14 protein-coding genes and 1 pseudogene are annotated in these 12,682 nt (G+C 63.1%); 4 read left to right on the top strand and 11 right to left on the bottom strand.

What is annotated here, in order from left to right; genetic code table 11:
* Positions 1-9: 9 nt before the first annotated feature.
* The 6 genes from rodA to NUH87_RS21025 form a co-directional block, all read right to left on the bottom strand.
* Positions 10-1,113, bottom strand: a complete 1,104-nt coding sequence (rodA, locus tag NUH87_RS21050; protein ID WP_052451353.1) for a rod shape-determining protein RodA — start codon at positions 1,111-1,113, stop codon at positions 10-12.
* 38 nt (positions 1,114-1,151) lie between these two features.
* On the bottom strand, positions 1,152-3,038 hold the full coding sequence (gene mrdA / locus NUH87_RS21045; protein WP_338522539.1) for a penicillin-binding protein 2: 1,887 nt from the start codon (positions 3,036-3,038) through the stop codon (positions 1,152-1,154).
* Between the two features lie 9 nt (positions 3,039-3,047).
* Entirely contained in the window at positions 3,048-3,515 is a 468-nt protein-coding gene (gene rlmH / locus NUH87_RS21040) for a 23S rRNA (pseudouridine(1915)-N(3))-methyltransferase RlmH (protein ID WP_040071182.1), read from the bottom strand.
* A 9-nt stretch (positions 3,516-3,524) separates the two neighbouring features.
* Positions 3,525-3,950, bottom strand: coding sequence for a ribosome silencing factor (gene rsfS / locus NUH87_RS21035; RefSeq protein ID WP_040071183.1), 426 nt, complete (start codon positions 3,948-3,950; stop codon positions 3,525-3,527).
* Positions 3,951-4,016: 66 nt separating this feature from the next.
* Complete coding sequence (nadD, locus tag NUH87_RS21030) at positions 4,017-4,691, bottom strand: nicotinate-nucleotide adenylyltransferase (RefSeq protein ID WP_209437205.1); 675 nt, start codon at positions 4,689-4,691, stop codon at positions 4,017-4,019.
* Between the two features lie 16 nt (positions 4,692-4,707).
* Positions 4,708-5,979 (bottom strand): glutamate-5-semialdehyde dehydrogenase, encoded by a 1,272-nt coding sequence (locus NUH87_RS21025; RefSeq protein WP_338522538.1) that lies wholly within the window; start codon positions 5,977-5,979, stop codon positions 4,708-4,710.
* A 180-nt stretch (positions 5,980-6,159) separates the two neighbouring features.
* On the opposite strand from NUH87_RS21025, the gene NUH87_RS21020 reads away from it, so the two are divergent.
* Complete coding sequence (locus NUH87_RS21020; protein WP_338522537.1) at positions 6,160-6,846, top strand: DNA-3-methyladenine glycosylase; 687 nt, start codon at positions 6,160-6,162, stop codon at positions 6,844-6,846.
* A gap of 105 nt (positions 6,847-6,951) precedes the next feature.
* Positions 6,952-7,839, top strand: a pseudogene (locus tag NUH87_RS21015) (phosphatase PAP2 family protein); the annotation flags it as partial.
* Here the strand turns inward: NUH87_RS21015 and NUH87_RS21010 are convergent.
* From NUH87_RS21010 to NUH87_RS20990, 5 genes are all read right to left on the bottom strand, one after another.
* Positions 7,807-8,064, bottom strand: coding sequence for a cold shock domain-containing protein (locus NUH87_RS21010; RefSeq protein WP_338522536.1), 258 nt, complete (start codon positions 8,062-8,064; stop codon positions 7,807-7,809). The pseudogene NUH87_RS21015 and the gene NUH87_RS21010 overlap by 33 nt on opposite strands.
* 101 nt (positions 8,065-8,165) lie before the next feature.
* The gene (gene cspE / locus NUH87_RS21005; RefSeq protein ID WP_338522535.1) at positions 8,166-8,378 is read right to left on the bottom strand and encodes a transcription antiterminator/RNA stability regulator CspE; all 213 of its coding nucleotides are present in this window, start codon (positions 8,376-8,378) and stop codon (positions 8,166-8,168) included.
* Between the two features lie 186 nt (positions 8,379-8,564).
* A complete protein-coding gene (locus NUH87_RS21000; protein WP_338522534.1) occupies positions 8,565-9,155 on the bottom strand; it encodes an LON peptidase substrate-binding domain-containing protein in 591 nt (196 codons plus the stop codon).
* Positions 9,156-9,165: 10 nt separating this feature from the next.
* Positions 9,166-9,882 (bottom strand): LrgB family protein, encoded by a 717-nt coding sequence (locus NUH87_RS20995; protein WP_040071189.1) that lies wholly within the window; start codon positions 9,880-9,882, stop codon positions 9,166-9,168.
* Positions 9,879-10,241, bottom strand: coding sequence for a CidA/LrgA family protein (locus tag NUH87_RS20990; protein ID WP_040071190.1), 363 nt, complete (start codon positions 10,239-10,241; stop codon positions 9,879-9,881). The genes NUH87_RS20995 and NUH87_RS20990 overlap by 4 nt, the downstream gene beginning before the upstream one ends.
* 164 nt (positions 10,242-10,405) lie before the next feature.
* Here NUH87_RS20990 and NUH87_RS20985 point away from each other — a divergent pair, with 164 nt between their 5' ends.
* Both NUH87_RS20985 and NUH87_RS20980 read left to right on the top strand, forming a co-directional pair.
* Positions 10,406-10,861 (top strand): MaoC family dehydratase, encoded by a 456-nt coding sequence (locus NUH87_RS20985; RefSeq protein ID WP_040071191.1) that lies wholly within the window; start codon positions 10,406-10,408, stop codon positions 10,859-10,861.
* Between the two features lie 102 nt (positions 10,862-10,963).
* Positions 10,964-12,682, top strand: a complete 1,719-nt coding sequence (locus tag NUH87_RS20980; protein ID WP_338522533.1) for a C13 family peptidase — start codon at positions 10,964-10,966, stop codon at positions 12,680-12,682.

Here is a 12,682-nt window from a genome sequence, read left to right as displayed (position 1 = left end):
TCACCTTGCTCAAACCTGTGCGATCCACTTGCGGTGGGTATGGATCGACATCAACACCCCAAACGCTGACAGCAGCGTCACCAACGAAGTTCCGCCGTAGCTAATGAAGGGCAACGGCACCCCTACCACCGGCAACAGCCCACTGACCATGCCGATGTTGACGAAAACATAGACGAAAAACGTCATGGTCAGGCTGCCGGCCAGCAGCTTGCCGAACAGCGTCTGGGCCTGGGCGGTGATGACCAGCCCACGACCGATCAGCAGCAGGTAGAGCAGCAGCAAGGCGCAGATGCCCACCAGGCCGAACTCTTCGCCCATGACCGCGATGATGAAGTCGGTGTGGCTTTCCGGCAGGAAGTCCAGGTGCGACTGGGTGCCCAGCAGCCAGCCCTTGCCGAACACGCCGCCGGAACCGATGGCGGCCTTGGACTGGATGATGTTCCAGCCGGTGCCCAACGGATCGCTTTCCGGGTCGAGGAAGGTCAGGATCCGTTGTTTCTGGTAGTCGTGCATGATGAAGAACCACATGCCCACCGCCACCGGCACCGTCGCCGCCAGCACACTGAGGATCCAGCGCCAGCGCAGGCCGCCCATGAACAGCACGAACGCGCCGCCGGCCAGCACCAGCAGCGAGGTGCCGAGGTCGGGCTGGCGCACGATGAGGATAAATGGCACGCCGATCAGCATCAGGCTGATGGCCACGTGCTTGAGCTGCGGCGGCAGGGTGCGCTTGGACAGGTACCAGGCGATGGTCGCCGGCATCAGGATCTTCATGAACTCCGACGGCTGGAAGCGGATCACCCCGGGAATATTGATCCAGCGCGTGGCGCCCATGGCGTTGTGGCCCATGACGTCCGTCGCCACCAGCAGCATCACCCCCAGCACATAGGCCAGCGGCACCCAACGGGCCATGAACCGCGGCTCGAGCTGGGCGATCACGAACATCGACACCAGGCCGATGCCGAAGGAGGTGGCCTGCTTGATCAGCAGGTCCCAGCTCTTGCCACTGGCCGAATACAGGACGAACAGGCTGCCAGCCGCCAGGGTCAGCAGCAGGATCAGCAGCGGGCCGTCGATGTGCATGCGCTGCAACAAGGTGGCCCGGCGGCGCATCACATCCTCGCTGGAGAGAATGCGATCGAAATTGGCGATCAAGGCGTAGCCTCCGCAGTGGTGGTTCCAGCATATTCGGGTTTGAGCTTGCCGTCCGGGCCGAGCAACCAGGCGTCCATCACCTGGCGAACCACCGGCGCGGCCACGCCGGAACCGGACTCACCGTTCTCGACCATCACCGCCACCACGATTTTCGGGTTGTTGGCCGGCGCGAAGCCGACGAACAAGGCGTGGTCGCGATGACGCTCCTGGACCTTGGAGCGGTCGTACTTCTCGCCCTGCTTGATCGCCACGACCTGGGCCGTACCACTCTTGCCGGCAATCAGGTACTGCGCACCGATGGACGCCTTGCGGGCGGTACCGCGGGCACCGTGCATCACCTGTTGCATGCCGTGATTGACCTTGTCCCAGGAGGACGGGTCGCGCAAGACGATATCGGACATCGGATTGTTATCCACCGGCTTCTGGCCCTGGATGGTCTTGGCCAAGTGCGGGCGATTCCAGACCCCCTTGTTCGCCACCAGGGCCGTGGCCTGGGCCAGTTGCAGGGGCGTGGCCTGCATGTAGCCCTGGCCGATCCCGAGGATCAGGGTTTCGCCCGGGAACCAGGCCTGGCGTCGGGTGGCGCGCTTCCATTCACGCGAAGGCATCAGCCCCGGCGACTCTTCGAACATGTCCAGGGAGACCTTCTGGCCCAGGCCGAACTTGTTCATGTAGCTGGACAGCCGGTCGATGCCCAGCTTGTGCGCCAGATCATAGAAGTAGGTGTCGTTGGAACGCATGATCGCCGTGTCCAGGTCGACCCAGCCGTCGCCGGTGCGGTTCCAGTTGCGGTATTTGTGATCGTAGTTGGGCAGCTCGTAGTAACCGGGGTCGAAAACCCGCGTCGAAGCGTTGACCACGCCGCTGTCGAGCCCGGCAATCGCCACCGCCGGTTTGATGGTCGAGCCCGGTGGATAAAGCCCGCGCAGGACGCGGTTGAACAGCGGCCGGTCGATGGAGTCGCGCAACTCGGCGTAGTCCTTGAAGCCGATCCCGGTGACGAACAGGTTCGGATCGAAACTCGGCTGGCTGACCATCGCCAGCACCTCGCCGGTGGCCGGGTCCAATGCCACCACCGCGCCACGCCGCCCGCCGAGCGCCGCTTCGGCGGCCTCCTGCAGCTTGATGTCCAGGCTCAGGACGATGTCCTTGCCCGGCACCGGGTCGGTGCGCTTGAGTACCCGCAGGATACGTCCACGGGCGTTGGTCTCGACTTCCTCGTAACCGACCTGGCCGTGCAGTTCGGGCTCGTAGAAACGCTCGATGCCGGTCTTGCCGATATGGTGGGTGCCGCTGTAGTTCACCGGGTCCAGGTCTTTGAGTTCTTTCTCGTTGATCCGCCCCATGTAGCCCACCGAGTGCGCGAAGTGCGCGCCCTGGGGATAGTGCCGAACCAACTGCGCGACCACCTCGACCCCCGGCAGGCGGAACTGGTTCACCGCAACCCGGGCGATCTGCTCCTCGGTCAACTCGAACAGGATCGGAACCGGTTCGAACGGCCGCCGCCCCTGGCGCACGCGCTTCTCGAAAAGCACACGATCTTCCGGGGTAAGCTGCAGAACCTCGACCAGCACATCCAGGACCTGGCGCCAGTTATCGGCGCGTTCACGGGTCACGGTCAGGCTGAAACTGGGCCGGTTGTCCGCCACCACGAGACCGTTGCGGTCGTAGATCAGGCCACGGCTCGGCGGGATCGACTGCACATGGACGCGGTTGCTTTCCGACTTGGTCGAGTGATAGTCGTACTGGATTACCTGGAGGAAATACAGCCGGGCGATCAGCACGCCGATCAGCGCCACCACCACGATTGCGCCGACCACGACACGGTTACGCACCAGACGGGCGTCTTTCTCGTGGTCCTTGAGGCGAATCGGCTGGGTCATTCGGCAGGCTTATTTATGGTAAGGATGCCCGGACAGCACGGTCCAGGCGCGATACAGCTGTTCACCGATCAGGATCCGCACCAACGGGTGCGGCAAGGTCAGCGGCGACAGCGACCAGCGCTGGTCGGCCCGCGCACAGACCTCCGGCGCCAGCCCCTCGGGGCCGCCGACCATGAAGTTGACCGTGCGCGAATCCAGCCGCCAGCGATCCAGCTCGACTGCCAACTGCTCGGTGCTCCACGGCTTGCCGTGGACCTCCAGCGTGACGATCCGTTCGTTCGGGCCGACCTTGGCCAGCATGGCCTCGCCTTCCTGACGGATAAAACGCGTCACGTCGGCGTTCTTGCCCCGGGTGTTGAGCGGAATTTCCACCAGTTCCAGCGCCAGTTCGGATGGCAGACGCTTGGCATACTCGTGCCAACCCTCTTCCACCCACTTGGGCATGCGCGAACCGACGGCGATCAAGCGCAGTCGCACAACGCCACCTTATTCCTGGTCTTTGTTGAGCTTGGTGAAGTGCTCATGGGGGTTTTCCGGGCTGTGGTGCGCGGCGCTGGCCGAACGGCTTTGCTCGGCACCGGCCCACAAGCGTTCCAGGTCGTAGAACTGGCGCGCGGAGGCGGTCATCATGTGCACGATGACCAGGTCCAGGTCCAGCAGTACCCAGTCGCTGTCGCCCTTGCCTTCTTCGCCCAGCGGACGCAGGCCCTTGGCCTTGACGTTCTCGCGGACCTTGTCCAGCATCGCGTTGATCTGGCGGTTGGAGGTACCGGTGGCGATCACCATGTAGTCGGTGATGCTGTTCTTGTCGCGCACGTCGATGACCTGGATATCCTGGGCCTTGACGTCTTCCAGGGCGGCCTTGGTCAGTTCGACTACGTCCGCGCCACTCAACACTTCTTTGTTCGTCATATAAAACTCATTCAGCTCGTATGTTTGGCGGTTTCTTCGCGCAACCTGCGGCGGCGAAACACACCTTCAGTTCGACGCACGGTACAGCCCGTGCGCATCGATATAGGCCAGGACCGCGTCAGGCACCAGGTAACGTACCGACTTACCGCTGGCCAGCAGTTGACGGATCTGGGTGGCCGACACCGCCAGGGGTGTCTGCCAGACGAATGTAATATGCCCGCCAGGCCCCGGCAGGGCCTTCGGGTCGCTGACCGACCGCGCGGCCAGCAGGTTGCGCAAGGCATCCGGCGGTTCGCTGTCGGCATCCGGGCGTTGCAGCACCAGGATATGGCAATGCTGGAGCAACTCTTCCCAGCGGTGCCAGGTGGGCAGGCCGCAAAATGCGTCCCAGCCCAACAACAAGAATAACTGGTCTTGCGCGGCCAACTCGGCGCGCATCAGTTCCAGGGTATCGATCGTATAGGACGGCTTGTCCCGTTGCAGCTCGCGGTCGTCCACCACCAGCGGGCTCACGCCGGCCACCGCGCAATCGACCATCGCCAAACGGTCGATGGCCGAGACTTGCGGCGTATCGCGATGCGGTGGCCGGGCACTGGGGGTCAGGCGCAACTCATCGAGCCCCATCAACTCCGCAACTTCCAGGGCACTGCGCAAATGGCCGATGTGCACCGGGTCGAAGGTTCCGCCGAGCACGCCGATACGCCGGGGCGGAACCGGGCGCGGGCTGACGGCGGCGGACAGGCGCTTGCTCACCCGATCAGACCGCGGCCTGACCGCGCAACTGCCCGTCACCGACCACGATGTACTTCTCGCAGGTCAGGCCTTCCAGCCCTACCGGGCCGCGGGCGTGCAGCTTATCAGTAGAAATGCCGATCTCGGCACCCAATCCGTATTCGAAGCCGTCGGCGAAGCAGGTCGGGGCATTGAGCATCACCGAACTGGAGTCGACTTCGGCCATGAACACCCGGGACTCGCCCAGGTTTTCAGTGACGATGGCATCGGTGTGATGCGAACCGTAATGGTTGATGTGCTCGATGGCCGCGTCCAGGCCGTCGACCACGCGAATCGACAGGATCGGCGCCAGGTATTCGGTGCTCCAGTCGGCTTCGCTGGCCGCGACGGCCTCGATCACCGCGCGGGTCCGCTCGCAACCCCTCAGTTCGACGCCCTTGGCGCGCAAGCGCTCGGCCATGGCCGGGAGGAACTCGGCGGCGACCGCCTGATCCACCAACAGGGTTTCCATGGCCCCGCAGATGCCATAACGGTAGGTCTTGGCATTGAAGGCGATATCGCGGCCCTTCTCCAGGTCCGCGTGGGCGCTGACATAGACGTGGCAGATGCCGTCCAGGTGCTTGATCACCGGCACCCGCGCGTCGCGGCTGACCCGTTCGATCAGGCCCTTGCCGCCACGCGGCACGATCACGTCGACGTACTCGGGCATGCTGATCAGCGCCCCGACGGCGGCCCGGTCGGTGACTTCCACCACCTGCACCGCCGCGGCCGGCAGACCGGCCTCGTCCAGGCCGCGCTGGATGCAGGCGGCAATGGCACGGTTGGAGTGAATGGCCTCGGAGCCGCCACGCAGGATGGTCGCGTTACCGGACTTGAGGCACAGGCTGGCAGCATCGATGGTCACGTTCGGCCGCGACTCGTAGATGATGCCGATCACGCCCAGCGGCACGCGCATCTTGCCAACCTGAATCCCCGATGGCCGGTAGCTCATGTCACGGATCGCCCCCACCGGGTCCGGCAGGCTCGCCACCTGGCGCAGGCCGACGATCATGCCGTCGATGCGCTCAGGGGTCAGGGCCAGGCGTTCAACCAGCGCAGGCTCCAGGCCATTGGCGCGGGCAGCGGCCAGATCGAGTTCGTTGGCGGCACTCAGCTCGGCGCGGGCAACGTCCAGCGCGTTGGCGGCGGCCAGCAGGGCGCGGTTCTTCTGCGCGGTGCTGGCACGGCCGATCACGCGGGAAGCCTCGCGGGCAGCGCGACCCAGACGGGTCATATAGTCGAGAACGGACTCAGTCATGGCTCTAAGGGGGACTTGGCAAAGAGGAAAGCGGCCGATTATAGCTGTCGCGCCGCCTGACGGACAGCGGTGCCGGGCGGATGGTCGAAATGGAGGAGAAATAGGCCGTGTTCAGACTCGATTAAGGCATAAAACGTTATGATTCGCCCCCGACCCGCCGTCAACAGCCTTGCGTCCACGATGTCCAGTCTCACGCCCGCGCCCTTGCCCACCGCCCTTCCCGACGCTTTTTTCGACCGCGATGCGCAACTACTCGCCCGTGAATTGCTGGGAAAAGTCATCCGCCACAAAGTCGGCGACCTGTGGCTGGCGGCGCGCATTATCGAGACCGAAGCCTATTACCTGGAGGAAAAAGGCAGTCATGCCTCCCTCGGCTACACGGAAAAACGTAAGGCTTTGTTTCTGGATGGCGGCCACATCTATATGTATTACGCCCGCGGCGGCGATTCGCTGAACTTCAGCGCCCAGGGGCCGGGCAACGCGGTGCTGATCAAATCCGGCTATCCGTGGGTCGATGCACTGTCCGGCCCGGCCAGCCTGGCGCAGATGCTGCTCAACAACCCGGCGGCCAATGGCACGGCGCGCCCGACCCACAAGTTGTGTGCCGGGCAGACGCTGCTGTGCAAGGCCCTCGGGCTCAAGGTGCCGGCGTGGGACGCCAAGCGTTTCGACCCGCAGGGGCTGTTGGTCGAGGATGTCGGTGCCCAGGTGGCGCAGATCATCCAGACCACCCGCCTGGGCATTCCCGGCGGGCGTGACGAACACCTGATGTATCGCTTCGTCGACGCCAGCCATGCGATGTACTGCACGCGGAACCCGCTCAGGCGGGGGCAGGTCGAAGGTCGCGATTACTTTTTACACACCTGAGGCTTTTGTCTTGCCTGAAAAAGGATGTCAACCATGGGCCCATCGCTCGATAACATCACCGGCTGGCTGACCGCCAACCCACAATGGCGGGGCCTGGCGATTGTCATCGTCGCCTGCCTGATCGCCGGCGCCGGCTGGTCGGTGGTCTACCTGCTGCCCGGCTGGGCCACCGGCGCGGCCATCCACCCGCCGTTACCCGAAGGCTTCTGGCCGCAGGCAGGCGTGGTCGCGGCCGGGCTCGCCGCGCTGATCGGGCTGTGCATTCATTGCAGCGTGCGACGCCATTCCAAGGCCACACGACTGATTGGCGGCTTGAGCCTGGCGTTGCTGATCGGCCTGTTTCTCGGCTACCCCTACCTCAAGGCATTCGACCAGGGACTCATGGCCCTGGTCCAGGAACATCGCGACCGCGCGCTGGACGTGGCTGCGGTCATGGTCACGCGCCTGGGCGACTTCCGCACCCAGTTCATCGTCGCGGGCGTGCTGACCGTGCTGCTGTTTCTCGCCCGCCAATGGCGCCAGGGGCTGTTTTTCGGCGCCACCCTGGCGGTGACGGCGCTGGGCAACACCGCCGCCAAGTACTTCTTCGCGCGGATACGCCCGGAAGTACTGGCCGAGCCGATCACCAGCTACAGCATGCCCAGCGGCCACAGTTCGGGCTCGTTCGCGTTTTTCCTGATGCTGGCGGTGCTGGCCGGACGCGATCAGCCGCCACGGATACGCGCGGCCTGGCTGCTCCTCGGCTGCCTGCCGGCGTTGGTGGTGGCGTTGTCACGGGTGTACCTGGGCGCCCACTGGCCCACCGATATCCTGGCCGGCACGCTGCTCGCCGTCGCGGTACTGGCGGCCAGCCTGAGCTTCAGCCAGCGCTTCATGCCGCTGCCGGCCATGCCGCCCCGGGCCTGGTGGCTGATCCTGCCGGCAGCGGTGGCGATCTATGGGTTTCATGCGCTATGGCATTTACAGCATGAGATCGGGCGATATGCCTATTAAGGTTTCGGACCGATCGTTTTCCACGACTTCAAGATTGATGGCATAGAACTGGCCATCCTTGCCCTGCACGACCTCATAGGTCACGGTGTCGCCGGCCTTCAACACCGGCCCACCGTCGGCAGCGGATTTCACATGGAAGAAAAGTTCTCGCCCATCCAAATGTGCAGTGATCACGCCCACTCCGCCCCGGGCGGAGTCGTAACGTTCTTCGCCGTGCTTATCCATGATTGTTTCTCCCCAAAAGGAAGAGGCACACCCGGACGTCGAACTTATAAAGCTCGGTCATCCAAGGGATGTTTGGACAGCCATGTCTACGCTGCAAAACCTCAAAGCACTTGAACTTCGTCTGCTTGCGGACCTTTTTGCCCCTGGGTAATTTTAAAGCTCACTTTCTGCCCTTCAGCGAGCGTTTTAAAACCACTCCCCTGAATGGCTCTGAAATGCACAAAAACATCTGTGGTCCCATCCTCCGGCGTGATAAACCCAAAGCCTTTCACATCATTGAACCATTTGACCGTACCGTTTTTGCGATCTGACATTTCCAATATTCCCAGTTGCTGAATGACGCAAGCTCGTTCGTGGACAACTTTCGCCCTACAAGCTTTCTTTCCACACTAACTCACATCAAGACTGGATCCATTGCGCAAAGCCAGCTACTGTCATTTCTGACAGTTTTTCAGATTATTTTTATATAACGATTATTCCATGTAATTACATGGCCCCACTCAAGCAAACAACTCGCCCTGCAACTCATCCAGCAATACCTGAATCGCGTCCAGCCGTTGTTGAGGGTCGTCCAGTTCCAGCAGATCGAGTTTGTCCAGCTCGGAAAACGGCAGCAGATACGCCAACTGATTGGCCAGCGACTGCTGTCCGGTCGCTGCGGTGCCCATGTTCAGGGCCGCGACCATGGGGTGTTCGGCCAGCGCCTTGAGCAGCGCCACCAGGTCCTCGTCCTCATCCTGCAACGGCTGTTCGGGGACTTCATCCAGCCACTCGACCTCGGCGACCGTCAGTTGATCGCGCTGCAACTCGCTGTGGAGCACCCGAAAACGCCGAGCGCCTTCGACCCGGATGCCCAGCAAGCCGTTGTCCTGCTGCTGGAAGTCGCGAATCAGGGCTTCACAGCCGACCAGGGCAAAGCCTTCCGGCGCCTGGCCGACCTCTTGCCCTTCAAGAATGCAGACCACGCCAAAACCGCTGCCCTGTTTCATGCAGCGACTGATCATGTCCAGGTAACGCGCCTCGAAAATCTGCAGGTCGAGGATACAACCGGGAAACAGCACGGTGTTCAGGGGAAACAACGCCAGGCTCATAACGACTTCCTTAAACCGCCAAAGTTACCGCCAGCGGCAGCAACACTGCCGTGGCCACGCCCATCAGGCTCATCGCCAACGCCGCGAAGGCGCCGCACTCTTCACTTTCCTGCAAGGCCACCGAGGTGCCCACCGCATGGGCGGTCATGCCCAGGGCCATCCCCCGGGCTTCCGGCGACTGTACGCCCAGCCGTGTCAGCAGCCAGGGCCCGGCAATGGCGCCGATCACCCCGGTGATCAACACGAACACCGCCGCCAGCGCCGCCACGCCACCGATCTGCTCGGCCACCAGCATGGCGATGGGCGAAGTGACCGACTTGGGGGCCATGGTCATCAGGATCATGTGGTCGGCGCCGAACAGCCAGCCCAGCAAGACGCCCAGGCCCGTCGCCAAGACCCCACCCACCACCAGCGTAGTAAAAATCGGCCAGAACAACTGCCGGATCCGCCGCAGGTTCAGGTACAGCGGCACCGCCAGCGCCACCGTGGCCGGTCCCAGCAGGATACCGAGGATCTCGGTGCTCCTGCGGTACTCGGCGTAACTCAGGTCGCACAGCAACAGGATGCCGACCACCAGCGCCATCGAGGCCAGGACCGGTTGCAGGAAGATCCAGCGGGTCTTTTCGAAACCCGCCAGCACCAGTTGATAGGCGCCCAGGGTAATGCCTATGCCGAACAGCGGATGATGGATCACTGCCGCCCAGGCGCCCTGCCAGTCGAGGTTCATGGTCGCTCCCCGCGCCGGGCGTGGCGCTTGACCAGGGCGTTCATCAACACCCCGGCAAACGCCATGGAAATCAGCACCGACAACACCAGCGCGCCGGCAATCGCCCAGAAGTCCGCCGCAATCTGCGCGGCATAGACCATCACCCCGACCGCCGGCGGCACCAGCAACAACGGCAGATAACGCAACAGCGTGGCGGCCGCCTCGCCCAGGGGCGCACTGACTTCTTCACGCACCATCAAAAACACCAGTAACAGCAGCAGGCCGATAATCGGCCCCGGCAACACCGGCACACACAAATGATTGAGGGCTGTGCCAAGCAACTGAAACAGCACCAGCCAGGTCAGGCCGCGTAGCAACATCCGAGCTCTCCTTTGAATACATCGGCATTATAAGCACGCCAATACGCCGCCATTCGCCAAAGGTATGGTGGCTTGACCCGGCACCTCTCCCATGATGATCTACAGTGGTTGCCAAGGGCTGCAACCCAAGGCCCGATAAACTCGATAGACCAAGGAGTGTGTCAATGCCCTATGTACCTGTAGCGCAGCTCAACGATTATGTCGGCAAGGAACTGGGATGTTCCGAGTGGCTTACCATCGACCAGGCGCGGATCAACCTGTTCGCCGAAGCCACCGGCGACTATCAGTTCATCCACGTCGACCCGGTCAAGGCCGCGCAAACGCCGTTTGGCAGCACCATCGCCCACGGTTTCCTGTCGCTGTCGCTGATTCCGAAACTGATGGAAGACATCTTCATCATGCCCGAAGGCTTGAAGATGGCCGTCAACTACGGCCTGGACAGCGTGCGCTTCATCCAGCCGGTGAAGGTCGACTCGCGGGTGCGCCTCAAGGTCGAACTGACCGAAGTCACCGAGAAGAAACCCGGCCAATGGCTGCTCAAGGCCACCGCCACTCTGGAAATCGAAGGCCAGGAAAAACCCGCCTATATCGCTGAGCCCCTGTCACTCTGCTTCGTCTGATAACCGGTTCCCACGAAACAGAGTGCACTCTGTTTCGTGCAGGACACTGGACACGCCATATTGCTACGGCATACTCGGTCCCCTAATTATCCGGATCCCGTTATGCGCCCACTCGTTCCCCTCGCTCTGACCCTGCTGCTCACCGCCTGTGGTGAGGGTGAATCGCTCTTACCGCCGGACGCGCGCCTGCCGGACGGCGGTCGCTATCGCGGCGAAGTGGTCAATGGGCTGCTGCAGGGTCAGGGGCGCATCGACTACCCCAGCGGCAGCTGGTACGCCGGCCAGTTCGACAAGGGCCAGTGGCAAGGCGATGGCGAGTGGCATGGCAGCAACGGCGAGGTCTACAAGGGCCAGTTCCAGCAGGGCCTGTTCCACGGCCAAGGCACCTTGACCCTGCACGACAGCAGCTACACCGGCGGTTTCAAGCAGGGACGGCGCGACGGCGAAGGCACCCTCAAGGAAGCCGGCATGACCTACCGCGGCGAGTTCAAGGACGACCAGTACTCCGGTCTCGGCCATCTGGAACTGGAAGACGGCAGCCAGTACCAGGGTGAATTCGCCCATGGCAAGCCCAACGGCGAAGGTCAGCGCAGCGACGCCAACGGCAACCTGTTCACCGGCCACTTCGTCGACGGCCAACTGGAAGGCGTCGGCACCTTCAACAGCGCCGACGGCGACCAGTATGTCGGTGGTTTCAAGCGCAACCAGTTGAACGGCAAGGGCCGCTACGAGAACGCCGATGGCGATGTCTGGACCGGTGACTTCAAGGAAGGCGTGCTCAACGGCAAGGGCCAGTTGATCGGCGTCGACGGCAGCCATTATCGCGGTGAGTTCAGCGAGTGGCGCTTCAACGGCCAGGGCCATCTGAGCCTGGGCGACGGCAGCGTCTATGTCGGCGAGTTCGCCGGCGACACCTACAACGGCCGCGGCAGCCTGACCCTGGCCGACGGCACCGTGCAAAGCGGCATCTGGAACAACGGCCAGCGGGTCCGCGATGCCGACGGCAAAGTGCTGCCCGACCTGCTGGAGCTCGGCCTGCTGGCCCAGGGCCCGCTGCTGGAAAAAGCCCTCGCCGCCGTACCCGCCTCGACCCCTGCGATCGAACTCTACAGCCTGGTGCTGGCCGGCGACGGCAAGCAAAGCGTGTTCATGCGCGAAGCCGACTACGTCAACCATATGCTCGCCACCCGCTTCGGCGCCTATGGCCAGATCAGCCTGGTGAACCACCGCGACCACCTGGGCGATCGCCCGATGGCAACCCGCGAAAACCTGCGCCGCGCCGCCCAGACCCTGGCCGAACGCAGCGGGCCGGAAGACCTGATCTTCATCTACCTGACCAGCCATGGCACCCATGAACACGAGTTCGTGCTGGAGCAGCCGCGCCTGGAGCTGTCCGACCTGCCGGCCGACGAACTGGCCTCGGCGCTGGCGCCCCTGAAGAACCGCGATAAAGTCATCGTGATTTCCGCCTGTTATTCCGGCGGTTTCATCCCGGCGCTCAAGGATGAAAGAACCTTGATCATGACCGCTTCGCGCGAGGACCGGGTGTCCTTTGGCTGCTCGGAGGAAGCCGATTTCACCTATTTCGGCGACGCCCTGTTCGCCCAGGCGCTGAACCAGACCGACGACCTGCAGCAAGCCTTCGCCCTGGCCAAGGCCCATGTGGCCGAGCGCGAGCAGGCGGACAACTTCGAAGCCTCGGAACCGCAGATCTGGGCACCCAAGGGCGTATTGGCCCATTGGCAAGCGCTGCGTAAACAACAGGCACGAAAAGCGTTGCAAAGCGCTTCACTAGACAGCAAGACGGCCAAGAGCAACTAA

Source organism: Pseudomonas batumici (genome assembly GCF_036585405.1).
In the GTDB taxonomy this organism is placed as follows: Bacteria; Pseudomonadota; Gammaproteobacteria; order Pseudomonadales; family Pseudomonadaceae; genus Aquipseudomonas; species Aquipseudomonas batumici.
Note: the sequence above shows the minus strand (reverse complement) of the source record. Positions and strands in the feature narration are given on the sequence as shown.